Consider the following 25,030-nt stretch of genomic DNA (forward strand, 5'->3'; position numbering starts at 1 on the left):
TCGGACGGGGGCAGGATGAGCAGGTTGACGGCACTCAGTGCCGCCGATGAGCCCAACGGCCGACCCCGAGTGCACTCTCCTGCGCCAAATGGGGGATGGTAGAGACAGTCAGGGCACCTCGAAGATGAGGCACTACGTCGGTGAGGGAAGACGTGAGCGACAACTCTGTAGTACTGCGGTACGACGGCAACGAGTACACCTACCCGGTGGTCGACAGCACCGTCGGTGACAAGGGCTTCGACATCGGGAAGCTCCGCGCCCAGACCGGTCTGGTGACCCTGGACAGCGGCTACGGCAACACCGCCGCCTACAAATCCGCCATCACCTACCTCGACGGCGAGGAGGGCATCCTCCGGTACCGCGGTTACCCGATCGAGCAGCTGGCCGAGCGCTCCACGTTCCTGGAGGTCGCCTACCTGCTGATCAACGGCGAGCTTCCCACGGTCGACGAGCTCTCCGCCTTCAAGAACGACATCACGCAGCACACCCTGCTGCACGAGGACGTCAAGAACTTCTACAAGGGCTTCCCGCGCGACGCCCACCCGATGGCGATGCTGTCCTCGGTGGTCTCCGCGCTGTCCACCTTCTACCAGGACAGCCACAACCCGTTCGACGAGCGGCAGCGCAACCTCTCCACCATCCGTCTGCTCGCCAAGCTCCCGACGATCGCCGCGTACGCCTACAAGAAGTCGATCGGCCACCCGTTCGTCTACCCGCGCAACGACCTCGGCTACGTCGAGAACTTCCTGCGCATGACCTTCTCGGTCCCCGCGCAGGAGTTCGAGCTGGACCCGGTCGTCGTCTCCGCGCTCGACAAGCTGCTGATCCTGCACGCCGACCACGAGCAGAACTGTTCGACCTCCACGGTCCGCCTGGTGGGCTCCTCGCAGGCCAACATGTTCGCCTCGATCTCGGCCGGCATCAACGCGCTGTGGGGCCCGCTGCACGGCGGCGCCAACCAGTCCGTCTTGGAGATGCTCGAGGGCATCCGCGACTCCGGCAACGACGTCGACACCTTCATCCGCAAGGTGAAGAACAAGGAGGACGGCGTCCGCCTGATGGGCTTCGGCCACCGGGTCTACAAGAACTTCGACCCGCGCGCCAAGATCATCAAGGCCGCCGCGCACGACGTCCTCTCCGCCCTGGGCAAGGAGGACGAGCTCCTCGACATCGCGCTCAAGCTGGAGGAGCACGCGCTGTCCGACGACTACTTCGTCGAGCGCAAGCTCTACCCGAACGTGGACTTCTACACCGGTCTGATCTACCGCGCCATGGGCTTCCCGACCGAGATGTTCACGGTCCTGTTCGCCCTCGGCCGCCTGCCGGGCTGGATCGCCCAGTGGCACGAGATGATCAAGGAGCCGGGCTCCCGCATCGGCCGCCCGCGCCAGATCTACACGGGCGTGGTCGAGCGCGACTTCGTGCCGGTCGAGGAGCGCTGACAGCTGCCGGTGAGGGGCGCCAGGTCGCTGGCGCCCCGTTGCCGGTCGCTTTCTTCCGGCTCCGGTCGGCCTGCTGGCATGGGGCGCGTGGCTTCTGGGCCGGCCGGGGGGCCGGGGGGTGTCCCCCGGGTCAGCACGGCCACGGGCGTGGTCGAGCGCGACTTCGTGCCGGTCGAGGAGCGCTGACCCCTTTTTCAGGGCTCGGTTCGCCTCCGGGGCGCTCGGTGCCGGTGTCGAGACCGCGATCGTGCTCAGCCCTTCGGGCCTCCGCGCGTTCGCACCCTCGACGCCGGCGTGCCCCTTCGGCTCACTCGCCCGTGTGGCGTGAGCGTCGGTGACGGAGCTGGACAAGCAGAAGGCGCCCTGGCGCCGGTCCCCCCACGGGCCGACGACCAGGGCGCCTTCCCATGTCCCGGTGCGGATTCCCCCCACGGGATCCGGCCGGGCGTCTGCGGGACAGCGCCTGAATCGCTGTGAGCAAAACGAGCAGAACTCGGCGTACCACTGCGGTGCGGTCTGCCGGGACGCGTACGGACGGGAGGGCCGCTCAAAGCTCCCCGATGTACGTGCCCCGGCAACGCAGTTTCCCGGGGACGTCCCCCAAGACATCCCCAGATGCCAGTCGCGCCCCCCAAGACGCTTCCGACATCGCCAACTTAGACCCACGAACCCTTCCGCTGGTTACGTTCACGTCACTGTGATCTGTGTCTCTTGCGCACGTCCTGAAAATGCGCAAGAGCCACGACACGTTGATCGAAGCCCCAGCGTAAGGATGATGCGCGGGCCTTGTGAAGAGCTTATGTGAGGCTCGCTTCCGACTCTAGAGGGACTCTTACCGCCCCGTCCCGGGAACCGCGCCACAGGCCGGTGTCCCCGCGGCCCCTCACGAGAACGCCCGCAGCCGCAGGCTGTTCGTGACCACGAACACCGACGAGAAGGCCATGGCCGCACCCGCGATCATGGGGTTGAGGAAGCCGGCCGCGGCCAGCGGCAGGGCGGCCACGTTGTACCCGAAGGCCCACGCCAGGTTGCCCTTGATCGTGGCGAGCGTGCGCCGGGACAGCCGGATCGCGTCCGCGGCCACCCGCAGGTCCCCGCGCACCAGCGTCAGATCGCTCGCCTCGATCGCCGCGTCCGTCCCGGTGCCCATGGCCAGGCCCAGATCGGCGGTGGCGAGGGCGGCCGCGTCGTTGACGCCGTCGCCGACCATGGCGACGGTCCGCCCCTCGCCCTGGAGCCGCCGGACGACGCCGACCTTGTCCTCGGGCAGCACCTCGGCGATCACGTCCGCGGCGTCGATGCCGACTGCCCGCGCCACCGCCTCGGCCACCGCCCGGTTGTCCCCGGTCAGCAGCACCGGCCGCAGCCCCAGCGCGCGCAGGTCCCGTACGGCTTCGGCGCTGGTCTCCTTGATCGCGTCGGCCACGGTGACGACACCCAGTGCCACACCGTCCCGGACGACCACGACGGCCGTACGTCCCTCCGTCTCGGCCCCGGCCTTCGCGCGGGCCAGCGGCTCCGGGAGGACGCCGGGGAAGCGGCCCACCGTGACCTCGTGTCCCTCGACGCGGCCGCGCACGCCGAGCCCGGGCACGTTCTCGAAGCGCTCCGGCGCGGGAAGGGCGCCGAGGCGCTGCTGAGCGCCTTCCGCGACCGCCCGGGCGATCGGGTGCTCGGAGGCGTGTTCCAGGGCCCCTGCGAGCCATAGAACCTCCTTCTCGTCGCTGTCCTCGGCGGCGTACACCTCCTGGAGCGTCATCCGGCCGGTGGTCACCGTTCCGGTCTTGTCCAGGACCACGGTGTCGACCCGCCGTGTGGACTCCAGCACCTCGGGGCCCTTGATCAGGATGCCGAGCTGGGCGCCGCGGCCCGTGCCGACCATCAGCGCGGTCGGGGTGGCGAGGCCCAGCGCGCACGGGCAGGCGATGATCAGCACCGCGACCGCCGCGGTGAAGGCGGCGACGGTGTCCCCGGTGACGCCGAGCCACACCCCGAAGGTGCCGAGCGCGATCAGCAGCACCACGGGCACGAAGATCCCGGAGATGCGGTCCGCGAGGCGCTGCACCTCCGCCTTGCCGTTCTGCGCGTCCTCCACGAGCCGTGCCATCCGCGCGAGCTGGGTGTCCGCGCCGACCCGGGTCGCCTCGACCACCAGCCGGCCCCCGGCGTTCACGGTCGCGCCGGTCACGGAATCGCCCACCGCCACATCGACCGGCACCGACTCGCCGGTGAGCATGGACGCGTCGACCGCGGAGACGCCCTCCACGACGGTCCCGTCGGTGGCGATCTTTTCCCCGGGTCGCACCACGAACCGGTCGCCGACGGCCAGCCGCGCCACCGGAACGCGTACCTCACGTCCCTCCCGCAGCACCGCGACGTCCTTCGCGCCCAGTTCGAGCAGCGCCTTCAGGGCCGCGCCCGCGCGCCGCTTGGAGCGGACCTCCAGGTAGCGGCCGAGCAGGATGAACGCGACGACGCCGGCGGCCACCTCGAGGTAGATCGTGGACGCCCCGTCCGTACGGGAGACGGTGAGCTCGAAGCCGTGGCGCATGCCGGGCATGCCCGCGTGCCCCCAGAACAGCGCCCACAGCGACCAGCCGAAGGCGGCGAGCGTACCGACCGAGACGAGTGTGTCCATGGTGGCCGCGCCGTGCCGGGCATTGGTGAACGCCGCCTTGTGGAACGGCAGTCCGCCCCATACGACGACGGGGGAGGCGAGGGTGAGCGAGAGCCACTGCCAGTTGTCGAACTGCAGGGCCGGAACCATCGCGAGCAGCACGACGGGCAGGGCGAGCAGCGCGGAGACGGTCAGGCGCTGACGGAGAGAGGCGAGCTCCGGGTATTCGTCGAGCCCCGAGGGCTCCTCGGTCCCGGCGGGCCGTTCCGGCTGCGGCGGCGGGGGTTCCTCGGCGGTGTAGCCGGTCTTCACCACCGTGGCGATCAGATCGGCGACCTCGATCCCCTCGGGGTAGGAGATCTTCGCCTTCTCCGTCGCGAAGTTGACCGTGGCGGAGACGCCGTCCATCCGGTTGAGCTTCTTCTCGACACGGGCCGCGCAGGAGGCGCAGGTCATGCCGCCGATCGTGAGCTCGACCTCGGAACGCGCGGTCGTGTCGTTTATCGGGGCTGGTGCTGTGGTGCTGGTCATGTCCGGACTCCAGACAACGGACCGGGCCGTACGGAGCCAGTATCAGCTGGTCGGTACGGCCTGGTGCGGTGGGCGATGCCGGTGGTTCAGGCCTTGCCGACGAGCTCGAAGCCCGCCTCGTCGACCGCGGCGCGCACGGCCTCGTCGTCGAGGGGGGCGGCGGAGACGACCGTGACCTCGCCGGTGGACGCGACGGCGGTGACGGAGGTGACGCCGTCGATGCCGGAGATCTCGCCGGAGACGGACCCTTCACAGTGCCCGCAGCTCATCCCGCTCACCTTGTAGACGGTCGTCACGGAACCCGGGGTGTCGGTCTGCGCGGTCATGGCATTACTCCTCAGGGAGGCGTGTGGGGCTTACGAGAATCCCACTATACCCCCTGGGGGTACCTGACGATGAGAGGCGGGCGCATCGGCGGGGCGCGTACCGTTCGGCCGCCGTCAGCGGGGACCGCACCTTGGTGCGGAGGGCGGGGAGGTGGCCCAGGGACGGCACACGGGCGGGGCACTACCGTTCGGCAGGAGACGATCTCCGGGGCAGGGATCGCGGACATGGCGGAGGGTGCGGTCGTATGCGTGCGGTGGTGTTCGAGCGGTACGGGGAGCGGGCCGAGGTGCGCGAGGTGGCGGACCCGGAGCCGTCCGAGCACGGGGCCGTGGTGCGGGTCGAGGCGACGGGGCTGTGCCGCAGCGACTGGCACGGCTGGATGGGGCACGACCCGGACGTCACACTCCCGCACGTGCCCGGCCATGAACTCGCCGGCGTGGTCGAGGCGGTCGGCGCCCGGGTGACGCGCTGGCGGCCCGGCGACCGGGTCACGGTGCCGTTCGTCTGCGCCTGCGGCAGCTGTCCGTCCTGTGCGGCGGGCGACCAGCAGGTGTGCGAGCGGCAGACCCAGCCGGGGTTCACGCACTGGGGGTCCTTCGCACAGTACGTGGCGCTGGAGCACGCGGACGTGAACCTGGTCGCGGTGCCGGAGGAGATGTCGTTCCGGACGGCGGCGGCGCTCGGGTGCCGGTTCGCCACGGCGTTCCGGGCGGTCGTCCAGCAGGGACGGCCGGCCGCGGGGGAGTGGGTCGCCGTGCACGGCTGCGGGGGCGTCGGACTGTCGGCGGTGATGATCGCGGCGGCCGTGGGGGCGCGGGTCGTGGCCGTCGACGTGTCGCCCCAGGCTCTTGAGCTGGCACGGAAGTTCGGCGCGGCGGAGTGTGTGGACGCGACGGGCACCGACGACACGGCCGAAGCGGTCCGCACCCTGACCGGCGGCGGCGCCCACGTCTCCCTCGACGCGCTCGGCTCCCCGGCGACGTGCGCCGCGTCGGTGAACGGACTGCGCCGCCGCGGACGCCACGTCCAGGTCGGCCTGCTGCCCTCCCCCGACGGCACCACCCCCGTCCCCATGTCGCGGGCGATCGCCCTGGAACTGGAGATCCTCGGCAGCCACGGCATGGCGGCGCACACGTATCCGCCGATGCTGGAACTGGTCCGGTCCGGCGCCGTGCGCCCCGACCTCCTGGTCACGTCGGCCATCCCGCTCGCCGCGTCGCCCGAGGCGCTGGCGGCCATGGGTACGGCACCGGGGCAGGGAGTGACGGTCGTCGAGCCGTGGCGCTGAGCCGGCCGCCCACCGGCGGCGACCGCTGAGCCGGCCGGCCACCGGCGGCGACAGCCGAGTGGCCCGCCCCGGCCGGGACGGGCCGCTCGGAGGCACCGGGGGAGCGGTCAGGGCTCTCCGCGGCCTCGGTTGCCCGGGCGGGAGGCCACCCAGGCCCGGACCGTGTCGGCGTACCAGTAGGGCTTTCCGCCCTCCACATGGTCCGGTGGTGGAAGCAGCCCGTGCTTGCGATAGGACCTGACGGTGTCCGGCTGCACGCGGATGTGGGCGGCGATCTCCTTGTAGGACCAGAGGCGACGGTCGGTCATCTTCAAGCACCTCCTCGCGCACGCCACGGCGGCGACCGAGGGGAGGTCGTCGGGGGAGCCGGGCCCGCGCTGGCGATCACAAAGCCTGTGCCGGGTCAACGACCCGCGGCGCACGTGGGAAAGGCCCTGTGAACCGGCTGTGACAGAAAGCCCGCACAGCCGGGACATGAGTGACCGGAGGGAGTCCTTTGTGACACGGGTGGTGCATCGGAGCGGGAGTGCTTCGGATGAACGGCCCAGGGGCGGCGCCCGGAGTGGACGCCGCCCCTGGGCGGTGAACTGACGAGTGGTGCGTGAACGACGGCACGGGTGCCGGACGCGGGACGCCCGGCACCCGGCGCGTTACCGGCGGGAGGTGACCCGCCCCCGTCGGTACAGGATGAGCCCGCCGGTCAGCATCGCGACGCTGACGGCCGAGGCCGCGAGGAGGCCCTCACTGCCGGTCTCGGCCAGGGCGGGCAGGGTGTGCGAGTCCGCGACGGGCTGCACGCCGGCCCGCGGGATGTTCGCCTGCGGGACACCTGCCTGGGGCGGCAGCGTTCCCTGCGGCGGCAGCGTTCCTTCCGGCGGGGTCGTCCCGGTGCCCGGCGTCTGGGGCGTCGCGCCGGAGCCCGGAGGGTTCGTGGTGCCGGACCCGGGCGGGGTGGTGGTGCCGGACCCCGGCGGGGTGGTGGTGCCGGACCCGGGCGGGGTGGTCGGGGTGCCGGAACCGTTGCCGCGCGGTGGCGTCTGCACCGGGACGGTGGGAGTGGGGGCGGGGGTCACGGGTGCAGGGGATGCCGTGGCGCCCCGGCCGTTGGCACAGGCGTTGCCGAACGCCGGGTTGAGCACGGCGATCACGTTGACCGTGTTGCCGCAGACATTGACGGGGACGTTCACGGGGGCCTGGACGGTGTTGCCGGACGCGAGGCCCGGTGATCCGGACGTCGAGCCGTCGGCGGTCGAGTCGGCGAACACCGGGCTGCCGCACAGGGACAGGATGCCCGTCGCGGCGGCTGCCGCGACCATTCCCCTGCTCAGGGTCTGTCGCAATCTCGTTGTCTTCCTGCTGGTAGAGGTGGGAGAAGTGGTAAAGCCGGCCCTGGAACCGAGAAGAGCAGTCCAAGGCCGGCCGTGACGCAGCCGGACGGCTGGTGTGCGACGACCTCAGCCGCGCGCGGCCATGGCGTCAGGTGTTGGAGCACGCGTTGCCGGACGTGGGGTTCAGCAGCGCGATGATGTTGAGGCCGTTGCCGCAGGCGTTGACGGGCACGTGCACGGGAACCTGGATGACGTTCCCGGACAGGACACCCGGGGAGTTGGTCGCGGACGCCTCGGCTCCGGAGTCCGCCATGGCCGGCGCGGCCATTCCCAGAGCCATGATGGCGCCGGCCACGACGGCGGCGCTCTTCTTGTGCTTCACGGAGTTTCCCTTCTGTGCGGTCGTGCCCCTGTGACGGCCGAAACCGAGCGAGCGCGGCTTGAAACGGCTCGCCGCACGACCTGCATCTGTGAAACGAGGAATAGACGGCTAAAGCAACTCCCTGGCACGGACCGCCGCGCAATTCACCCGAACGCCGATCGTGAATACACACGAAAGGCGGGGCGGGTCGGCCGCGTGACTTCGGGCGATCGAAAGCCATTTGAGAGGAGGCCGGAAAAAGAAGAATATGCCGACAACCGCCCGCGTCCGGGCCGCCCGAAGATGCCGAAGCGGGCGGCCGGCCGGTGCGCGAAGGCGGTCAGCTGTTGCCGGTTCCGTTCGCGGACAGGACCGGAACGTCGTCCACGATGTGCGACAGCGGCTCGTCGCCCTTGGCCTGGGTGGAGTTCTCGGTGCACTGCTGGTTCTGCGGGGCCGACAGGACCGGGACGTCCTGCACGGCGACCGGTACCAGACCGACGAGCGAACCGGCGTTGGCCTTGGCCGGCACACCGAGGCAGAGCTTGTTCAGGGAGCCCTGCACCAGGGACAGCTGCGGGCTCATGGCGCCCGAGGTCGCCGCGTTGCCGAACGACTCCGAGACGGTGTTCGAGTTGGTGGACGTGGTCCCGGTGTCGTCACCGAGCGCCAGGGCCTGCGGAGCGGCCGCCGCCGAGACACCCACCACGGAAGCCGCGACCGCAGCCGCGGCCATCGCCTTCTTGAACATGTAGGTTCCTTTCCTGACAGAAGACACGTGTTCCTGCTCTGCGACCAACCCGGAACCCTCGAATTGGTTGCGGCCGTTCACCCGGTCGGACCCGTTCCGCGGGCAGTAATTCTGGAAATACGCGCCCGGCATACGTATCCGCTTGCGCCGGAGCGATATCGGCCATCGGAGTGAAGGGGAGCAACCATGACACCGTGCGGCAGTTGTCCAGAGCGCTCCGGTGGACGGGGTTTCTCCAGAAGGGACTAGCAAGTGATGAAGAGGTTCATGGCCGCCGCGGCGGTCGCTGCTTCCGTGGTGGGCGTCTCGGCGGCGGCCGCTCCCCAGGCGCTGGCGGTCGGCAACGACACCGGGACGACGTCCACCAACGGCAACACCTCGACGCAGCAGTACGGCAACTCGGCCACCTACGGCACGATGAGCCCCCAGATGGCGCTCATCCAGGGCTCGCTGAACAAGCCCTGTGTCGGTCTGCCGGCGAAGGTCAACGCCGGTTCGCTGGTCGGTCTGGTGCCGGTCGGCGTCCAGGACGTCCCGGTCCTGTCGGCGTCGCAGAACCAGCAGTGCACCGAGAACTCCACCCAGGCCAAGGGCGACGAGCCGCTGTCGCACATCCTGGACGACGTTCCGGTCCTGTCCGCGAACGGCACCAACAACGGCTGAGTCCGGCGCATCCGGCGCACGAAGGAGCGGCCCGCCGAGCGATTCGGCGGGCCGCTCCTTCGTATGCGCCCCGGCCACTCGGCTCCGGGGATCTCCGGCTGGCCTAGGAGACGACGTCCTTGCGGGCGAAACCGCGGAACGCCAGGGCGAACAGCACGAGCGCGTACGTCACCGAGATCGCCGTGCCCTGGACCATGCCGGCCCACTCCGGTCGGGTCTGCACCGCGTCGGCCCAGGCGAACTGCCAGTGCGCCGGCAGGAAGTCGCGCCAGTGGCCGAGAGCGGTGACCGCGTCCAGCACGTTGCCCACGATGGTGAGCCCGACCGCGCCGCCCACCGCTCCCAGCGGTGCGTCCGTCTTCGTCGACAGCCAGAACGCGAGCCCGGCGGTGACCAGTTGGGACACGAAGATGTACGCCACCACGACGACGAGCCGCTGAGCCGCCGTGCCCGGGGAGAGGGAGCCGCCGGTCGGCATCTCCAGCGGCCCCCAGCCGTAGGCGGCCGTACCCACCGCGAGCGCGACGACCGGCAGCAGCACCATGGCCGCGAGACTCATGCCGAGTCCCACCGCGAGCTTGGACCACAGCAGGCGGGCGCGGGGCACGGGTGCCGCGAGCAGATAGCGCAGCGAGGACCAGCTCGCCTCCGAGGCGACCGTGTCACCGCAGAACAGGGCCACCGGGATGACCAGCAGGAACCCGGCGGAGACGAACAGGTTCACCGCGGCGAAGTTGGCACCCGACGCGGTCGCCGTGTCCATCAGCGTCACCTGGCCGTTGCGCGAGCCCGGGTCGCCGCCGATGGCGAACGCGACGACCAGCACGAACGGCAGCAGGGCCAGGATGGCACCCATCACGAGGGTGCGGCGCCGCTTCAACTGCCGGACGAGCTCCACGCGCAGCGGCAGCGTCCGCCGCGCCCGGTACCCGTCGGCCGTCTCCGCCCGCTCGGCGAGCGCACTCATGCGGAACCTCCGATCAGGGTCAGGAAGGCGTCCTCCAGACGCCGGTGGGGGCCCACGGACTCCACGGGGACGTCCAGCCGCACCAGCTCCGCGACCAGTCGCCGCGCGCTGCCGCCCGCGTCGAGCCGGACCAGCAGCCCGTCCTCCGTGCGCACCGCCGAGGCGACGCCCGACAGCGCGCCCACCTTCTCCACGAGCGGCTCCTCCACGGGTGTGGCGGTGCCGACGAGCAGGGTGTCGCCCGAGCCGACGATCTCCTTGACCGGGCCCGCCTGGAGCAGTCGGCCGCGGTCCATGACCACCAGGTGGGTGCAGGACTGCTCGACCTCCGCCAGCAGGTGGCTGGAGACGATGACCGTGCGGCCGGCCGCCGCGTACCGGATCATGACCTCGCGCATCTCGCGGATCTGCGGCGGGTCCAGGCCGTTGGTCGGCTCGTCCAGGATCAGCAGGTCCGGCAGGCCCAGCAACGCCTGGGCGATGGCGAGGCGCTGCCGCATGCCCTGGGAGTACGTGCGCACCGCGCGCTCCAGCGCGTCGCCGAGCCCCGCGATCTCCAGCGCCTCGTCCAGGTGCGCGTCCTCGGCCGGGCGGCCCGTCGCCCGCCAGTACAGCTCCAGGTTCTCCCGGCCGGACAGGTGCGGCAGGAATCCGGCGCCTTCCACGAAGGCCCCGACCCGTGACAGCACCGGCGCACCCGGGCGCACCGCATGGCCGAAGACGCGGATCTCGCCGCCGTCCGGCCGGATCAGGCCCATCAGCATGCGCAGCGTGGTGGTCTTGCCCGCGCCGTTCGGCCCCAGCAGGCCCAGCACCTGTCCCTTCTCCACGCGGAAGGACAGGTCCCTGACCGCGTACCGGTCCGCCGACTTCGCGTACCGCTTGCTCAGGCCGGTGATCTGCAGCGGCACGTCCGCAAGCGCCGGGTCGGGCGCCGGTGCCGTCGTACGGCGGCGGGCCGTGAGCAGCAGGGCCGCCGCGACGACCGCCCCGGTCACCGGCAGCCACCACACCCAGGAGGGCAGCGGGGCCGCCGCGGTGGCGACCCCGGGTGCCGTCGGCACCCTCAGTCCGCTCTTCAGGGAGACCGTGTACGTGGCGGGTGCGGTCGGGGAGGCGTAGCCGAGGTCCGTGGAGGCGAGGACCAGCCGCAGCCGGTGTCCCTTCTGCACCTGGTGGTCGACGGCGGGCAGGGTCAGCGTGACGTCCTTGCCGGCCTTGGCTCCCTCCACCCGGACCGGGGCGACCAGTTGCGACGGCAGTACCGGCTGTCCCTTGCCGGGGCCGACGTCGTACACCTTCCCGAACAGCACAGCGTCGTCGCTCGTCGACGTGACACGCACCGTCACGGTCGGCGAGCCGGTGATCCACACGTCCTGGCGCACGGGACGCGAGTCGAACTGCGCGTACTGCCCGGGGAAGTCGAGCGACACCCCGACGCCCAGCGACGACAGCTGGGCGAGGCCGCCCGAGCCGCCGAGGCCGGGGAGCGCGGAGACCGCGGGCGGGGTGGCCCCGGCCGGGTTGGCGAAGCGCTGACGGCGGTCGCTGAGCTCGACCGTCCGCTGCCCGCTCTCCAGCCCCGGGTACGAGGCGCCGCTCGCGCCTCTCAACTGGGCCGCGCCGTCCGTGGAGTCGATGCCCCCGGTGCGGGTGATCCGGAAGGCGGGCCCCGTGTCGACGCCCTTGTCGCCCTTCAGATAGCGGTCGAACCAGGCGGTGTCACGGGCCTGCACGCGGCTGGTCTCCATGTCCCCGCCGTCGTGACCGCCCGCGATCCAGTCGACGTCCACCGGGGCGCCGTTGGCACGGATCGCCCGGGCCGCCGCGTCCGCCTGCCCGAGCGGGAACAGCGAGTCGGACTGGCCCTGCACCAGCAGGGTGGGCACCTCGATGTCCTTGGCCACGGCGGACGGCGAACGCGCCTGGAGGAGGTCACGCGCCTTGGCGTCCGGCTTGCCGGACTCGGCGACCCGCTCGTACATCCGGCACAGCTCGGCGGTGAACTTGGCGCAACCGCCGCCGGAGTTCACGAAGACGCCGGTCCACAGCTTCTTGAACACGCCGTTCGGGAAGAGGGCGTCCGCCAGGTTCCAGTACGTGATCGCCGGGGCGATGGCGTCCACCCGGTGGTCGTACCCCGCGGCCAGCAGCGCTATCGCCCCGCCGTAGGACGCGCCGGCCATGCCCACGCGCGGATCGCCCGGCTTGTCCAGCTGGACCTCCGGCCGCTTCGACAGCCAGTCGGTCGATGAGCCGGGAGACATCGGCGACCTCGCCCTTGGGGTCGTTCAGCCCGATCCTCCCCGTGGACCTGCCGAAGCCGCGCGCCGACCAGGTCAGCACCGCGTACCCGTCCCGGGCGAGAGTGAGCGCCTGGTCCGTCATGTCGTCCTTGCTGCCGCCGAAGCCGTGCGCGAGCAGGACGGCCGGGCGACGGCCGGCGGATCCGGACGTGAAGAAAGAGGTGTCTATCCGTACTCCGCCGCCCATGTCCATGACTCTGTCGGTGCGGTGCACGGCCGGCGCGTCGTCCGACGCGGCGGCCGTCCACGTCCCGACACCGGCCAGCACGAGGAGGACCGCGACCACGGCGGCCACGGTCCCTCGGCGCAACCCACGGAATGCGGGCAGTCGAAGATCCATGCGTCAACGGTAGAGGCCACCATCGACAACCGGGGCAGCCGCGGGGCTGAACCGGGGCCCCTCCTGGGGGCGTACGGGCGTGCCGCCGCGTACCGCAGCCGTGGTACGACGACGCGGCCGCCCCTGCCACCGGTGATGCGGGCGGCAGGGGCGAGGGGGCGACGGGGACGGCGGCTCAGGCCCGCGCGTCCTCCGGGAGCGACACCAGCCAGCGGGTCGCGCGGCGCGGGCGGAGGTAGAGGACCCAGTACAGGGTGGCGGCGGCCGTGATGCCGCCCGTCCACAGCAGGTAGGCCGCCTCCTGCTGGGTGAGGATGTAGCCCAGGACCGCGATCAGCAGGACCGGCATCGCGGGCCACAGCGGCATCCGCCAGGCCGGCGTGTGCGCGTGCGCGCCGCGCCGGGCGAGCAGGGCGGCCACCGCGACGAGCAGGTACATGCCGGTCACCGAGACGCCCGTGACGCCGTAGAGCGTGTCCAGGTTGACGAAGCAGAGCAGCGCGCCGGGGACGCCGACGACGAGGGTGGCGACCCACGGGGAGCCGAACCGGCCGAGCCTGGCGAGCGCGTTGTTGACCGGCTCGGGCCAGGCCTTGTCGCGGGCCGAGGCGAACAGCACGCGGGAGTTCTGGATGACCATGACGATGCCCGCGTTGATGATCGCGAGCGCCACGCACAGGCTCACGAAGGTGCCGACGGCGGTGTTCGACCAGGCGGTGACCATGCTGCTGAGGTCGCCGCCGGTCAGCGCCTTGAGGTCGGGGGCGCCCATGGTGATCGCGACGACCGGGACCAGGATGACGACCGAGGAGATGGCGAGGGTGGCGAGGACCGTGCGGGCGACGGTGTGGCGCGGGTTCTCCAGTTCCTCGGAGAGGTAGACGGCGGTCGAGAAGCCCTGGGTGACGAAGAGGGCGATGGCGAGGCCGGAGACCACCATCATGGCCGTGACGTGGTCCGTGTGCCCGCCGGCGCCGGTCACCTGCATCGAGACCAGAGTGCCGGCCCCGCGCTCGCCGTGCGCGAAGCCGAGGACCGCGACGACGCCTGCGGCCACGACCTCCAGGACCAGGAAGACGCCGGTGATCCAGGCGTTGGCGCGCAGGTCCAGCAGGCCGGCGAGGGTGGCGAGGAGCATGACTCCGGCGCCCGTCATGGCCGGGTCGAGGTGCACCACCGGAGCCAGGTAGTCCGCCGTGCCCATCGCGATCACCGGCGGCACGATCATGACGACCAGCAGGGACAGCACGAACACCAGCCAGCCCGCGAGCCGTCCGGCCAGCGTCGACACCATCGCGTACTCGCCGCCCGCGCTGGGGATCAGGGTGCCCAGCTCCGAGTAGCAGAACGCCACCGCGATACAGAGGACGGAGCCGATGGCGATGGTGAGGGCGGTGGCGGTGCCCAGCGAGCCGAACAGGTCGGGGACGACCACGAAGAGCGTGGAGGCGGGCGTCACGCACGACAGGGTGAGCAGGGTGCCGCCGATGACGCCGATGGACCGTTTGAGCTTCTGGGGACTGCCCGATGCCGGGACGGGGGCGTTCTCGACAGGGCGGAGCGTGTCGGTCATGCGGCGATTCCGATCGACTTGTGCGACATGGTGGGGTCGGGAGCGTTATCGCCTCCGCGGCTTCGGTCGTACGTGCTCTGGTCCGCTCCCGGCGCACGCATCGAACCCCGACGAAAACCGCCGCGTCAATGGGTGTTCACCTACGGAATCCGTACCAGAAACGCGATCTACGACTGAATCGCGCGTCAATCGGTCCGTCTGTTCGGCACTTGCGCGGATACGGGAACCGCAGCGGGGCCGCGGAAAAAAATGAGGCCGTCCGCATAACGGACGGCCTCGTCAGCCCTGCCGGGCGATGATCAGTGGTTGCGCGGGAACCCCAGGTCCACGCCCGCCGGCGCGTCGGCCGGGTCGGGCCAGCGGGAGGTGACCACCTTGCCGCGGGTGTAGAAGTGCGTGCCGTCGTTCCCGTAGATGTGGTGGTCGCCGAAGAGCGAGTCCTTCCAGCCGCCGAAGGAGTGGTAGCCGACCGGGACCGGGATCGGCACGTTCACGCCGACCATGCCGGCCTCGATCTCCAGCTGGAAGCGGCGGGCCGCGCCGCCGTCCCGGGTGAAGATCGCGGTGCCGTTGCCGAAGGGCGAGGAGTTGATCAGCGCCACGCCGTCGTCGTACGTGTCCACGCGCAGGACGCACAGCACCGGGCCGAAGATCTCGTCCTGGTACGCCTTCGCCGTGGTCGGCACCTTGTCCAGCAGCGAGATGCCGATCCAGTGACCGTCCTCGTAGCCGTCGACGGTGTACCCGGTGCCGTCGAGGACGACCTCGGCGCCCTCCGCCGCCGCGCCCGCGACGTACGACGCCACCTTGTCGCGGTGCGCCTTCGTGATCAGCGGGCCCATCTCGGACGCCGGGTCGTCGCCGGGGCCGATCTTGATCTTCTCGGCGCGCTCGCGGATCTTCTCCACCAGCTCGTCGCCGATCGAGCCGACCGCGACGACCGCGGAGATGGCCATGCAGCGCTCACCCGCGGAGCCGTACGCCGCCGAGACCGCCGCGTCGGCCGCCGCGTCCAGGTCGGCGTCCGGCAGGACCAGCATGTGGTTCTTGGCGCCGCCCAGGGCCTGCACGCGCTTGCCGTGCGCGGAGGCCGTGGCGTGGATGTAGCGGGCGATCGGGGTGGAGCCGACGAACGACACCGCCTTGACGTCCGGGTGTTCGAGCAGCCGGTCCACGGCCACCTTGTCACCGTGCACGACGTTGAAGACGCCGTCCGGCAGCCCGGCCTCCGCCAGCAGCTCGGCGAGGCGCATCGACGCCGACGGGTCCTTCTCGGACGGCTTCAGCACGAAGGTGTTGCCGCACGCGATGGCGATCGGGAACATCCACATCGGCACCATCGCCGGGAAGTTGAACGGCGTGATGCCCGCGACCACACCCAGCGGCTGCCGGATCGAGGCCACGTCCACCCGGCTCGCCACCTGCGTGGACAGCTCGCCCTTCAGCTGCACGCTGATGCCGCAGGCCAGGTCGACGATCTCCAGGCCGCGCGCCACCTCCCCGAGCGCGTCGCTGTGCACCTTGCCGTGCTCGGCGGTGATCAGCTCCGCGATCTCGTCGCGGTGCTCGTCCAGCAGCGCCCGGAACCTGAACAGAATCGAGGTGCGCTGCGCGAGCGAGGACTGGCCCCAGGTCGCGAAGGCCTCCTTGGCCGCGGCGACGGCCGCGTCCACCTCCTCCACGGTCGCGAACGCGACCTTCGTGGTGACCGCGCCGGTCGCCGGATCCGTCACCGGCCCGTACGTGCCCGACGCGCCTTCGGCGGTCTTGCCGCCGATCCAGTGGTCGACGATCTTCGTCATGCCCGAGAACTCCTTCACAGATGGCGGCGTCGGGTGGCAGCGTGCCGTTCGTAGACCTCGCGCGCCTTGACCGCGGACGGCCGGGTCGCGGTCTCGGCCACGGGTACATCCCACCAGGCCTGCGCCGGAGGCGCGCCCGACACAGTGTCTGCGGTTTCGGTCTCCACATAGACACATGTGGGAGTGTCCGCGGCGCGCGCCTCGGCGAGCACGTCACCCAGGTCGCGTACGGTCCTGGCGCGCAGCACCCGCATCCCGAGACTGGCCGCGTTGGCGGCGAGGTCCACGGGCAGCTTCGCCCCCGTGTACGTGCCGTCGTCGGAGCGGAAGCGGTAGGCGGTGCCGAACCGCTCGCCGCCCACGGACTCCGACAGGCCGCCGATGGACGCGTAGCCGTGGTTCTGCACGATCAGCACCTTGATCGCGATGCCCTCCTGCACGGCCGTCACGATCTCCGTCGGCATCATCAGGTAGGTGCCGTCGCCGACCAGCGCCCACACGGGCCGGTCCGGCGCGGCCAGCTTCACGCCGATCGCGGCCGGGATCTCATAGCCCATGCACGAGTAGCCGTACTCGACGTGGTACTGGTCGCGGGAGCGGGACCGCCACAGCTTGTGCAGGTCGCCGGGGAGCGAGCCGGCGGCGTTGACGATCACGTCCGACTCGTCCACCACCGCGTCCAGCGCGCCGACGACCTGCGGCTGCGTCGGCCGCAGATCCGGTTCCTCGGCCTCGAAGCAGGCCTCCACGCGCTGCTCCCAGCGCTCCTTGTCCTCCGTGTACTCGACGACGTACGCCGGATCGACCCGGTGGTCGTGCAGCTCCAGCGCCTCGGTCAGCTCCTCCAGGGTGCTGCGCGCGTCCGCGACCAGCGGCATCCCGGACATCTTGTGCCCGTCGAACGACGCGATGTTGAGGTTGAGGAAGCGCACGCCCTCGCCGGTGAAGAGGGTGCCTGACGCGGTGGTGAAGTCCGTGTAGCGGGTGCCGACGCCGATGACCAGGTCGGTGGTGCGAGCCAGCTCGTCGGCGGCCGCGGTGCCGGTGTGGCCGATGCCGCCGACGTCCTGGGGGTGGTCCCAGCGCAGCGAGCCCTTGCCGGCCTGGGTGGAGGCGACCGGGATGCCGGTGGCCTCGGCGAACTCGGCGAGGGCCTCCTCGGCGCGGCTGTGGTGGACACCGCCGCCCGCGATCACGAGCGGGCGCCGGGCGGCGCGGATCGCTTGGACGGCCTCGCCGAGTTCGATCGGGTCGGGGCCCGGGCGGCGCACGTGCCAGGTCCGCTCGGCGAAGAACTCCTCCGGCCAGTCGAAGCCTTCCGCCTGCACGTCCTGCGGCAGCGCCAGCGTGACCGCGCCCGTCTCCACCGGGTCGGTGAGCACGCGCATCGCCTGCAGGGCGGCCGGTATCAGGGCCTCCGGACGGGTGATCCGGTCGAAGTACTTCGACACCGGGCGCAGACAGTCGTTGACGGACACATCGCCGGCGTACGGGGTCTGCAGCTGCTGGAGGACCGGGTCGGCAGGGCGGGTGGCGAAGGTGTCGCCGGGCAGCAGGAGGACCGGGAGGTGGTTGATCGTGGCGAGGGCGGCACCCGTGACCAGGTTGGTCGCGCCCGGTCCGATGGACGTCGTCACCGCGTGCGTGGACAGGCGGTTCGACTGGCGGGCGTAGCCGACCGCCGCGTGAACCATCGACTGCTCGTTGCGGCCCTGGCGGTACGGCATGGCGTCCGGGTACTCGACCAGCGCCTGCCCGATGCCCGCGACGTTGCCGTGCCCGAAGATGCCCCAGGTGGCGGCGATCAGCCGGCGGTGCACGCCGTCGCGCTCGGTGTACTGGGCGGCCAGGAAGCGCACGAGCGCCTGAGCGACCGTGAGCCTCGTCGTTGAGGTCATCGGTATCCCTCCGTGTGGTCCGGGTGGAAGCAGATCCGCACTCGGGGGTACGGCCCTGCCGCCCTGCACGTCTCGACCGTACGTCGCTCGGACCTCCGGCGCGGGGCCGTAGCGGGCGGGGAGTCTGCGCTCGCACTTCGCTCCTGCCAGGGCGAAGCGGTCTCCCGCGCCGGAGGCGATCGGTGCCCGGGCGTCCCGGAACCGTGCGCGAGGCCGGTCATGCCCGCCAACACGGTGTCCCTGCCCGGGATTTGTTAAGTTCTGCCCGCTATGTTCCGGTCGCGGCGGTCACAGCACCGCTCCCGCCGTGATCGCCGCCTCCACCTCGCCGGCCGTGGGCATCGCGGAGGAGCACTCCAGGCGGGAGGCGACGATGGCGCCCGCCGCGTTGCCGTACCGCATGATCCGCTCCAGGTCCCAGCCGGCCAGCAGCCCGTGGCACAGCGACCCGCCGAAGGCGTCGCCCGCGCCGAGGCCGTTGAGGACCTTCACCGGGAGCGGCGGCACCTCGGCCGACTCGCCCGTGCTGCTGACCGCGAGGACGCCCTTGGGCCCCTGTTTGACCACGGCCAGCTCGACACCGGCGTCCAGCAGGGCGCGTGCGGCGGCGTGCGGATCGCGCTCACCGGTGGCGATCTCCACCTCGTCCACGTTGCCGACCGCGACGGTGGTGTGGCGCAGGGCCTCGGCGTAGAACGGGCGCGCGGTGTCCGGGTCGCGCCAGAACATGGGCCGCCAGTCGAGGTCGAAGACCGTCGTGCCGGCCTTGGCGCGGTGGGCGAGCGCCGCGAGCGTGGCGGTGCGGCTGGGCTCCTCGCACAGGCCCGTGCCCGTGATCCAGAAGACGCGCGCGGCCCGGATCGCGTCCAGGTCCAGCTCGTGCGCGTCGATCTCCAGGTCCGGTGCCTTCGGCTGCCGGTAGAAGTACAGCGGGAAGTCGTCCGGCGGGAAGATCTCGCAGAACGTGACCGGTGTCGGCAGCCCGGCCACCGGCGTGACCCAGCGGTCGTCGACGCCGAAGCCGTGCAGCGCCTCGTGGAGGTAGACGCCGAAGGGGTCGTCGCCCGTGCGCGTGATCACCGCCGTACGCCGGCCGAGCCGGGCCGCGGCGACCGCGACGTTCGTCGCCGAACCGCCCAGGAACTTCCCGAAGGACGTCACCTGCGGCAGGGGCACCCCGGTCTGCAGTGGATAGAGGTCCACACCGATCCGGCCCATGGTGATCAGGTCGTAGGCCTCCATCGGGTTCCCTTCGCTTCGGCTGCCCCCCAGGTCTAGCCGCGCCGGGGAGCCCTGTCAATGTTTTGTCCAGACATTCGGATGACACCTTGACGTGGTATCGGGAAAACGAGGGCCAGTGGGCTTCCGGAGGCTGGGGCGGGTGGGCACCATGGGTGGTTTCCGGGTGTGCCGGGAGGGCGTATGGCGAGCGGGATGGTGGCGCGCAGTGGGCGCGGACCGCGCGGGAGTTGGGAAACCGTGGTCGCGCGGCCGCACCCTGGGCTAAGGCCCGGTGTGATCAGCTACCGGGGGATCCGGCTGGCGCTCGACGGCCCGCGCAGCCGCCTGGAGACCCCCATCGGAGCGGCCACGCTCCTGCTGGGCTTCGAGGGCTCCGTTCGTATCGCTCGGCCCGGCCGGCCCCCGACGACCCTTGAGTCGGTGTATTCCGGGCTGAACACCACGGCGGCCGTCGGCGAGCACGGCGGCCGCATCTTCGGCATCGAGGTCCTGCTCACCCCGTGGGCCGCGTTCACGCTCTTCGGCGCCTGTCAGTACGAGTTGACCAACCGGCCTGTCGACCCGGACGAGTTGCCGCCTCCGGCGGGTCGTGGCGGCCGGGCGGGCGTGGCCGAACTCGCCGCCGTACTGGCCGCGCTGCCCTGCTGGGCGGACCGTTTCCGGCTGCTCGACGACGTGCTCGCGCGCTGGACGCGGACGGGGCCGCCGAGTTCGGCCCGGGTGGTGCGCGCCTGGTCGCTGCTGCGGCGCAGTGGAGGTGCCGTGCCGGTGGTGCGGCTCGCGGACGAGGTCGGGTGGAGCGTACGCCAGTTGGAGAACCGGTTCCGCGAACAGATCGGGCTCGGCCCGAAGGCCGCGGCCCGTGTGCTGCGGCTGCAACGCGCCCGGCGGCTGCTCGCCTCCGGGCGGTCGGCCGCCGAGACCGCGGCGCTCTGCGGCTTCTACGACCAGGCGCATCTGAGCGGGGAGTTCCGGGCGATGACCGGGTGCACGCCCCGGGAGTTCGCCGCGGCGCGCGGGGCGGTGGCGGCGACGCCGTCCGGGCTGCCCGGGGCGGACCGGATGACGGGGGAGGCGACGAGCCTGGTGCTCTCGCCGAACGGCAGTGCGCATTTTTCCAAGACCGGAAGGATCGCCTGACGGCACGCTGGGCCCGTGGCGGTCGCTGCGGGGGAAGCACGGACCGGCGGGCCGGCCCGGCGCAGCGGGTCCGGCCCGCCCTGCACGGGGGCAGGGCGGGGCCGGGACGGCCCGACCGGCCGGGATCCGTACGCGTCACCGGTGCGCACGGCGCGGCGGCGACCGCCCGGCCACGGCCTGGGGTGCCGGCTCCTGCGGTGCATGAGCTGCTGCGGTGCACGAGTTCCTGCGGTGCACGAGTTCCTGCGGTGCACGAGTTCCTGCGGTGCGCGAAACCAGTCAAGTGTGCCGGAAGGGTGAAGCGCGGCAATTCCGGAGATCACCCCATCGGAGGCGCAACCCGGGCGGGTGCATCGCAGTTGACTCAACGTCGGGCATTCCGCCCGGCTGTTGTGACGATCCCCAAGGAGCACCTCTCCATGTCGCGTATCGTGAAGGGCCTTGCCCTGACCTCCGTTGCCGCCGCGGCCGTGGCGGGCACCGCCGGCATCGCCGCCGCCGACAGCGGCGCAAGCGCCGCCGCCGACAACTCTCCGGGCGTTCTGTCGGGCAACGTCGTGCAGGTCCCGATTCACGTTCCGGTCAACGTGTGCGGGAACACGATCGACGTCGTCGGCCTGCTGAACCCGGCGTTCGGCAACACCTGCGCCAACGGCTGACGCCCGACAGCGGACCCTTCTGCCGGCCGTTCCCCCCTCGGGGGGACGGCCGGTTGGCGTCCTTGCGCCCATTCGGCGTTGCACCGAACGGGTGGCGCCGTCGCCAACCCGCTCATATGGCCTCTCATCAGCGAAAACGTGGTGCCCGACGGGCCGCGGACGCTACTGCGGGCGGCCGATCTGTTGCACGCCATGGCGGCTCCTTCCACGGTGAGCACAAGCACCCTCACCGACCACGAAGGGGACCACTCATGCCTGCTCTGTCCACCCGCCGCCTTGCTTCCTCCGCCGTCTGCGCCACCTTGCTGCTCGGCATCACCGGCCCCGCCGCGGTGGCGGCCGACCACGACGCGCCCCGCGGCCGTACCCACGCCTCCGCCCCGCTGCCCGGCCCGGAGGTGCTCCTGCCCCGGGTCCAGCGGCTCGCCGAAGCCGACCGCGCCGTGGCCCCCGTCTCCGAGCTCCTCAAGGCCGCGCTCACGGCGGACAACCACCGGCTGCCCGCCAAGCAGGCGGCCGAGCTCAGCAGGGCCGCGCAGGACGCCATCACCAGGATCGCCCCGCCCACCCCGGCGCCGACCGTGCCCATACCGTCGCGCAACGACGTGCAGGGCGACGCGCTCGCCGCTCTGCGCAAGGCGGTCGACGACCTGGCCGCGGCGACCACGAACGGCAACGGCGGTCAGGTACTGCCTGCGGCCACGGCCGTGCTCAACAAGCTCATCAGCGTCCTCGTCGCCTCCGTGGCCGGCGGGGTGACCATGCCGCCCCTGCCCAGCCTTCCGAGCATGCCCAGCCTTCCGCCGTCGCTGATGCCGAAGCCGAGCGGGAGCGCCACTGCCAAGCCCACCCCGACGACCACGCCGACGGCTTCTGCGATGTCCGGCTCGAAGCTCGCGCCGGCCGGCACGCCCACGGACCCGCCGCAGCACACGGTCTCGGCCCTGCCGTACCCGCCCAAGCGCTGAACCGGCCTGATCCGCACACGAGAGGCCCCAAGGGTTTCCGCCGGGTCGGGGGCTCGTTAGCCAGGACGCAACCGTCCCCTCCGGTGACTTGAGTCACCGAAGCTCCGGTGACTCCAGTCGCCGAAGAAAGGAACACGGATGAAGTCCCTCAAGGCCGTCGCCGTCGTCGCCGGGTCCCTGGTCGCCGCCGGCGTCGCCGCACCCGCCTTCGCCGACGACGCCTCCGACCTGACGCCCACCAGCCTCAACGGTGCACTGCGGACCGTCACCACCCAGAAGACCCTCGACGTCCGCCCCATCGCCCACCAGTCCGACACCCTGGACACCGAGAACAAGCACTCCGTGCTGAGCACCGTGAACGGCGCGGCGGCCGCCCTCAACCGGCAGGCCGGCCCCGCCCGGCTGCTCGGCGGTCTCCCGCTCCGGGGCCGCTAGGGCCTGCCTTCCGAAGGGCCTTCCTCGCAGCCGACCTGATCGGAAAGACAGGCCCTAGCCGTCCGGGTCCCTCGTTCGTGTGGTCGCCGCCGTCCGCGTCCCCCGGTCGGGCGAGAAACCGTCCGGTGGCCCGCCGGGCCGTCGATACGGTTCCGCGGTGACCACAACTTCCAGCGCAACGCGCCCCTTCCGCGCCGCCGACCTCGGCACGCTCGTCGTCCTGGCCTGGAGCGGGGAGGCCCCCGGCGGGGACATGCCCTACCTGCTCGCCTACTCCCTCGGCGACGGGGAGAGCGGTCCCGAGGGCTCGGCGGCCGCCGTCGAGGCGCTGTTGCGCGCCAACGGGCTGCACCCGGGCGGCCAGCTCATCGACGGCACCCAGCGCCCCGGCCTGCCCGTGACGCTGCTGGCCGAGGCGGGCCGGGCCGTCGTCACCATGCCGCATCTGAACGCCCAGTGCACCGTGCCGCCTCAGTGGCTCGCCGCCCTGCGCGCACGCGGCCACGCCTACTTCCTGTTCGCCACCCGCCCCTGGCCCGAGGCCGCGCCCGGCAGGCCCGTCGAGCCGGAGCGGCTGGCGGCGTTCGCGGGCGCCGAGGAGACGCTGACCACGGCCGCGCACGTCCTGGCGCCGGCCCTCAGCCTGCGCGGCTGAGCCTCCGCGGCCGCCGGTCAGCCGAGGCGGCGCACCGGCTTGCCGGCCAGGTATGCCTGGATGTCCTCCACGGCCTGGCCGTAGTACGTCGCGTAGTTGTCGCGCGAGACGTAGCCCAGGTGCGGGGTGGCGAGCAGACGCGGGGCGGTGCGCATCGGGTGGTCGGCCGGAAGCGGCTCCACGTCGAACACGTCGACGCCCGCGCCCGCGATACGGCCCTCGTGCAGGGCCGCGAGCAGGGCGTCCTGGTCGACGATGGCGGCACGTGAGGTGTTGATCAGGTAGGCGGTCGGCTTCATGAGCGCCAGCTCACGGGCGCCGACCAGGCCGCGGGTGCGGTCACCGAGCGCGAGGTGCACCGAGACGAAGTCGCTTGCCGCGAGCAACTCCTCCTTGGACCCGGCGAGTTCCACCCCGACCTCCTCCGCCCGCTCCTTCGTGAGGTTCTGGCTCCAGGCGGCGACCTCCATTCCGAACGCGAGCCCGACCCGCGCCACCCGGCTGCCGATCCTGCCGAGACCGAGGAGTCCCAGCCGCCGTCCGTGCAGGTCCGCGCCCACGGTGCTCTGCCAAGGGCCGCCGTGCCGCAGGGCGTTGTTCTCCTCGACGATGCCGCGCGCGAGCCCGAGCAGCAGGGCCCAGGTCAGCTCGACGGGCGGTGTGCCGGAACTCTCCGTGCCGCAGACGGTCACGCCGTGCGCCTCCGCGGCGGCGTGGTCGATGACGCTGTTGCGCATGCCGGAGGCGACGAGCAGTCGCAGCCGGGGCAGCCGGGCGAACAGCGAGCCCGGGAACGGCACGCGCTCGCGCAGTGTGACCACGATGTCGAACTCCGCCAGCGCCGTGGCCAGGGCGTCCTCGTCGGCGAAGTGCTCGGCGAAGGACACCACCTCCACCCGGTCCCCGATCGGTGACCAGTCCGCGACGGTCGTCGCGATCTGCTGGAAGTCGTCGAGCACGGCACAGCGAAGCCGCATGTCAGCCCCCTTTGATCAACGGGGGGCACCTTATCGGACGGAGTGCGCAGGCCCGGTGGCCCTGTGGACGGCTGACCGGGAATGCGCCGTGCGACTACTCTCCCTTCCTGGTGCCCCAGAGGTAGACGCTGTCACCGATGCGGAGCAGGGACCAGAGCGCCTTGGCGTCGTCGTACCGGAGATTCACGCACCCGTGCGATCCCGGGTCCTCGAAAATCGGCCGGTAGCTCGCGTGGAGGGCCTCACCGCGGTCGAAGAACTGGCTGTACGGCATGGGGCCGGGAAACTGCGTCGAATAGAAGTCCTGCACACGCCGGTAGATCTTGTGCCGGCCATTGCGGGTCGCGTATCCGGGCCTGCCGGTACGGGCGGGGACGGGACCGAAGACGATCTTCTTGTTCTTCCGCACCCACAGCAACTGACGGTCCTGGTCCACGCAGACCACGACCTTCTCCCCTTTGGGGCATCCGGTGAGGGACTTCTTGTGGGCCGCGGCCCAGGTCACGCTCGCGGCCCGGTAGCTGATGAGATCGGCATACCCGTCCGCCGGGTCGATCTCGTACTTCTGCTGCATCTGTTGGATGGCCGCGCAGTCCTCCGCGGACTGCTCTCCGTCCTGGCGCAGACCCAGATACTGTTCCACCTGCCGTTGGAAAGGCCCTGTGGCGAGCCGGCATTCCGGGGGTTCGTCGTCGGCGGGGCGGAGATGCGGAGTGCTCGCGGCCGAAGGAGCCGAGATGACGGCGAGCGTCATGGGAAA

21 protein-coding genes and 1 pseudogene are annotated in these 25,030 nt (G+C 71.6%); 8 read left to right on the top strand and 14 right to left on the bottom strand.

The annotated features are described in order from the left end of the window. The first annotated feature begins 152 nt into the window (after positions 1 to 152). Positions 153 to 1,442 (top strand): citrate synthase, encoded by a 1,290-nt coding sequence (locus ACIRC0_RS23455; RefSeq protein WP_403618646.1) that lies wholly within the window; start codon positions 153 to 155, stop codon positions 1,440 to 1,442. A gap of 883 nt (positions 1,443 to 2,325) precedes the next feature. Here the strand turns inward: ACIRC0_RS23455 and ACIRC0_RS23460 are convergent. Further along, positions 2,326 to 4,590 (bottom strand): heavy metal translocating P-type ATPase, encoded by a 2,265-nt coding sequence (locus tag ACIRC0_RS23460; RefSeq protein WP_403618651.1) that lies wholly within the window; start codon positions 4,588 to 4,590, stop codon positions 2,326 to 2,328. An 86-nt stretch (positions 4,591 to 4,676) separates the two neighbouring features. Beyond that, positions 4,677 to 4,916: a heavy-metal-associated domain-containing protein gene (locus ACIRC0_RS23465; RefSeq protein ID WP_263230015.1), complete on the bottom strand. Its 240-nt coding sequence runs from the start codon at positions 4,914 to 4,916 to the stop codon at positions 4,677 to 4,679. Positions 4,917 to 5,161: 245 nt separating this feature from the next. On the opposite strand from ACIRC0_RS23465, the gene ACIRC0_RS23470 reads away from it, so the two are divergent. Continuing rightward, positions 5,162 to 6,205: a zinc-dependent alcohol dehydrogenase family protein gene (locus ACIRC0_RS23470; RefSeq protein WP_403618654.1), complete on the top strand. Its 1,044-nt coding sequence runs from the start codon at positions 5,162 to 5,164 to the stop codon at positions 6,203 to 6,205. A gap of 107 nt (positions 6,206 to 6,312) precedes the next feature. Here ACIRC0_RS23470 and ACIRC0_RS23475 read toward each other — a convergent pair whose 3' ends face one another. From ACIRC0_RS23475 to ACIRC0_RS23490, 4 genes are all read right to left on the bottom strand, one after another. Continuing rightward, complete coding sequence (locus ACIRC0_RS23475) at positions 6,313 to 6,513, bottom strand: AlpA family transcriptional regulator (RefSeq protein WP_200417496.1); 201 nt, start codon at positions 6,511 to 6,513, stop codon at positions 6,313 to 6,315. Between the two features lie 342 nt (positions 6,514 to 6,855). Beyond that, positions 6,856 to 7,521 carry a chaplin gene (locus tag ACIRC0_RS23480; RefSeq protein WP_403618658.1) on the bottom strand — a complete coding sequence of 222 codons (666 nt, stop codon included), beginning with the start codon at positions 7,519 to 7,521 and terminating at the stop codon, positions 6,856 to 6,858. Between the two features lie 160 nt (positions 7,522 to 7,681). Next, on the bottom strand, positions 7,682 to 7,873 hold the full coding sequence (locus tag ACIRC0_RS23485; protein ID WP_403619087.1) for a chaplin: 192 nt from the start codon (positions 7,871 to 7,873) through the stop codon (positions 7,682 to 7,684). Between the two features lie 361 nt (positions 7,874 to 8,234). Further along, positions 8,235 to 8,645, bottom strand: coding sequence for a rodlin (locus ACIRC0_RS23490; protein WP_403618661.1), 411 nt, complete (start codon positions 8,643 to 8,645; stop codon positions 8,235 to 8,237). Between the two features lie 255 nt (positions 8,646 to 8,900). Between ACIRC0_RS23490 and ACIRC0_RS23495 the strand changes: the two genes are divergently transcribed. Beyond that, complete coding sequence (locus tag ACIRC0_RS23495) at positions 8,901 to 9,308, top strand: rodlin (protein ID WP_403618664.1); 408 nt, start codon at positions 8,901 to 8,903, stop codon at positions 9,306 to 9,308. Positions 9,309 to 9,411: 103 nt separating this feature from the next. Here ACIRC0_RS23495 and ACIRC0_RS23500 read toward each other — a convergent pair whose 3' ends face one another. The 6 genes and pseudogenes from ACIRC0_RS23500 to iolC form a co-directional block, all read right to left on the bottom strand. Beyond that, on the bottom strand, positions 9,412 to 10,275 hold the full coding sequence (locus tag ACIRC0_RS23500; protein WP_403618667.1) for an ABC transporter permease: 864 nt from the start codon (positions 10,273 to 10,275) through the stop codon (positions 9,412 to 9,414). Then, positions 10,272 to 12,921 (bottom strand): annotated as a pseudogene (locus ACIRC0_RS23505) (alpha/beta fold hydrolase). The gene ACIRC0_RS23500 and the pseudogene ACIRC0_RS23505 overlap by 4 nt, the downstream one beginning before the upstream one ends. A 175-nt stretch (positions 12,922 to 13,096) precedes the next feature. Beyond that, positions 13,097 to 14,494, bottom strand: a complete 1,398-nt coding sequence (locus ACIRC0_RS23510) for an APC family permease (protein WP_403618670.1) — start codon at positions 14,492 to 14,494, stop codon at positions 13,097 to 13,099. A 299-nt stretch (positions 14,495 to 14,793) separates the two neighbouring features. Beyond that, a complete protein-coding gene (mmsA, locus tag ACIRC0_RS23515; protein ID WP_403618672.1) occupies positions 14,794 to 16,296 on the bottom strand; it encodes a CoA-acylating methylmalonate-semialdehyde dehydrogenase in 1,503 nt (500 codons plus the stop codon). Positions 16,297 to 16,310: 14 nt separating this feature from the next. Continuing rightward, a complete protein-coding gene (iolD, locus tag ACIRC0_RS23520) occupies positions 16,311 to 18,194 on the bottom strand; it encodes a 3D-(3,5/4)-trihydroxycyclohexane-1,2-dione acylhydrolase (decyclizing) (RefSeq protein ID WP_403618675.1) in 1,884 nt (627 codons plus the stop codon). 288 nt (positions 18,195 to 18,482) lie between these two features. After that, entirely contained in the window at positions 18,483 to 19,436 is a 954-nt protein-coding gene (gene iolC / locus ACIRC0_RS23525) for a 5-dehydro-2-deoxygluconokinase (protein ID WP_403618678.1), read from the bottom strand. A gap of 273 nt (positions 19,437 to 19,709) precedes the next feature. On the opposite strand from iolC, the gene ACIRC0_RS23530 reads away from it, so the two are divergent. The 5 genes from ACIRC0_RS23530 (at position 19,710) to ACIRC0_RS23550 (ending at position 23,293) form a co-directional block, all read left to right on the top strand. Beyond that, a complete protein-coding gene (locus tag ACIRC0_RS23530) occupies positions 19,710 to 20,576 on the top strand; it encodes a helix-turn-helix domain-containing protein (RefSeq protein WP_403618681.1) in 867 nt (288 codons plus the stop codon). 419 nt (positions 20,577 to 20,995) lie between these two features. After that, entirely contained in the window at positions 20,996 to 21,235 is a 240-nt protein-coding gene (gene chpG / locus ACIRC0_RS23535; RefSeq protein ID WP_403618685.1) for a chaplin ChpG, read from the top strand. Positions 21,236 to 21,486: 251 nt separating this feature from the next. Continuing rightward, on the top strand, positions 21,487 to 22,203 hold the full coding sequence (locus ACIRC0_RS23540; RefSeq protein ID WP_403618688.1) for a hypothetical protein: 717 nt from the start codon (positions 21,487 to 21,489) through the stop codon (positions 22,201 to 22,203). A gap of 138 nt (positions 22,204 to 22,341) precedes the next feature. Next, entirely contained in the window at positions 22,342 to 22,638 is a 297-nt protein-coding gene (locus ACIRC0_RS23545; RefSeq protein ID WP_403618691.1) for a hypothetical protein, read from the top strand. Between the two features lie 157 nt (positions 22,639 to 22,795). Next, positions 22,796 to 23,293 carry a DUF5949 family protein gene (locus tag ACIRC0_RS23550; RefSeq protein WP_403618694.1) on the top strand — a complete coding sequence of 166 codons (498 nt, stop codon included), beginning with the start codon at positions 22,796 to 22,798 and terminating at the stop codon, positions 23,291 to 23,293. Between the two features lie 17 nt (positions 23,294 to 23,310). Here ACIRC0_RS23550 and ACIRC0_RS23555 read toward each other — a convergent pair whose 3' ends face one another. Together ACIRC0_RS23555 and ACIRC0_RS23560 are read right to left on the bottom strand one after the other, a co-directional pair. Continuing rightward, positions 23,311 to 24,270 carry a D-2-hydroxyacid dehydrogenase family protein gene (locus ACIRC0_RS23555; RefSeq protein ID WP_403618697.1) on the bottom strand — a complete coding sequence of 320 codons (960 nt, stop codon included), beginning with the start codon at positions 24,268 to 24,270 and terminating at the stop codon, positions 23,311 to 23,313. A 94-nt stretch (positions 24,271 to 24,364) separates the two neighbouring features. Then, entirely contained in the window at positions 24,365 to 24,913 is a 549-nt protein-coding gene (locus tag ACIRC0_RS23560; protein ID WP_403618700.1) for a L,D-transpeptidase, read from the bottom strand. Between the last annotated feature and the right edge of the window lie 117 nt (positions 24,914 to 25,030).

This window comes from Streptomyces sp. NPDC093984 (genome assembly GCF_044764595.1).
Classification (GTDB): Bacteria; Actinomycetota; Actinomycetes; order Streptomycetales; family Streptomycetaceae; genus Streptomyces; species Streptomyces cynarae.

Coding starts and splice junctions, on each gene's coding strand:
- ACIRC0_RS23460 (WP_403618651.1), bottom strand. CDS start 4,590: ATGACCAGCACCACAGCACCAGCCCCGATAAACGACACGACCGCGCGT.
- ACIRC0_RS23465 (WP_263230015.1), bottom strand. CDS start 4,916: ATGACCGCGCAGACCGACACCCCGGGTTCCGTGACGACCGTCTACAAG.
- ACIRC0_RS23470 (WP_403618654.1), top strand. CDS start 5,162: ATGCGTGCGGTGGTGTTCGAGCGGTACGGGGAGCGGGCCGAGGTGCGC.
- ACIRC0_RS23475 (WP_200417496.1), bottom strand. CDS start 6,513: ATGACCGACCGTCGCCTCTGGTCCTACAAGGAGATCGCCGCCCACATC.
- ACIRC0_RS23480 (WP_403618658.1), bottom strand. CDS start 7,521: ATGGTCGCGGCAGCCGCCGCGACGGGCATCCTGTCCCTGTGCGGCAGC.
- ACIRC0_RS23485 (WP_403619087.1), bottom strand. CDS start 7,873: ATGGCTCTGGGAATGGCCGCGCCGGCCATGGCGGACTCCGGAGCCGAG.
- ACIRC0_RS23490 (WP_403618661.1), bottom strand. CDS start 8,645: ATGTTCAAGAAGGCGATGGCCGCGGCTGCGGTCGCGGCTTCCGTGGTG.
- ACIRC0_RS23495 (WP_403618664.1), top strand. CDS start 8,901: ATGAAGAGGTTCATGGCCGCCGCGGCGGTCGCTGCTTCCGTGGTGGGC.
- ACIRC0_RS23500 (WP_403618667.1), bottom strand. CDS start 10,275: ATGAGTGCGCTCGCCGAGCGGGCGGAGACGGCCGACGGGTACCGGGCG.
- ACIRC0_RS23510 (WP_403618670.1), bottom strand. CDS start 14,494: ATGACCGACACGCTCCGCCCTGTCGAGAACGCCCCCGTCCCGGCATCG.
- mmsA (WP_403618672.1), bottom strand. CDS start 16,296: ATGACGAAGATCGTCGACCACTGGATCGGCGGCAAGACCGCCGAAGGC.
- iolD (WP_403618675.1), bottom strand. CDS start 18,194: ATGACCTCAACGACGAGGCTCACGGTCGCTCAGGCGCTCGTGCGCTTC.
- iolC (WP_403618678.1), bottom strand. CDS start 19,436: ATGGAGGCCTACGACCTGATCACCATGGGCCGGATCGGTGTGGACCTC.
- chpG (WP_403618685.1), top strand. CDS start 20,996: ATGTCGCGTATCGTGAAGGGCCTTGCCCTGACCTCCGTTGCCGCCGCG.
- ACIRC0_RS23540 (WP_403618688.1), top strand. CDS start 21,487: ATGCCTGCTCTGTCCACCCGCCGCCTTGCTTCCTCCGCCGTCTGCGCC.
- ACIRC0_RS23545 (WP_403618691.1), top strand. CDS start 22,342: ATGAAGTCCCTCAAGGCCGTCGCCGTCGTCGCCGGGTCCCTGGTCGCC.
- ACIRC0_RS23555 (WP_403618697.1), bottom strand. CDS start 24,270: ATGCGGCTTCGCTGTGCCGTGCTCGACGACTTCCAGCAGATCGCGACG.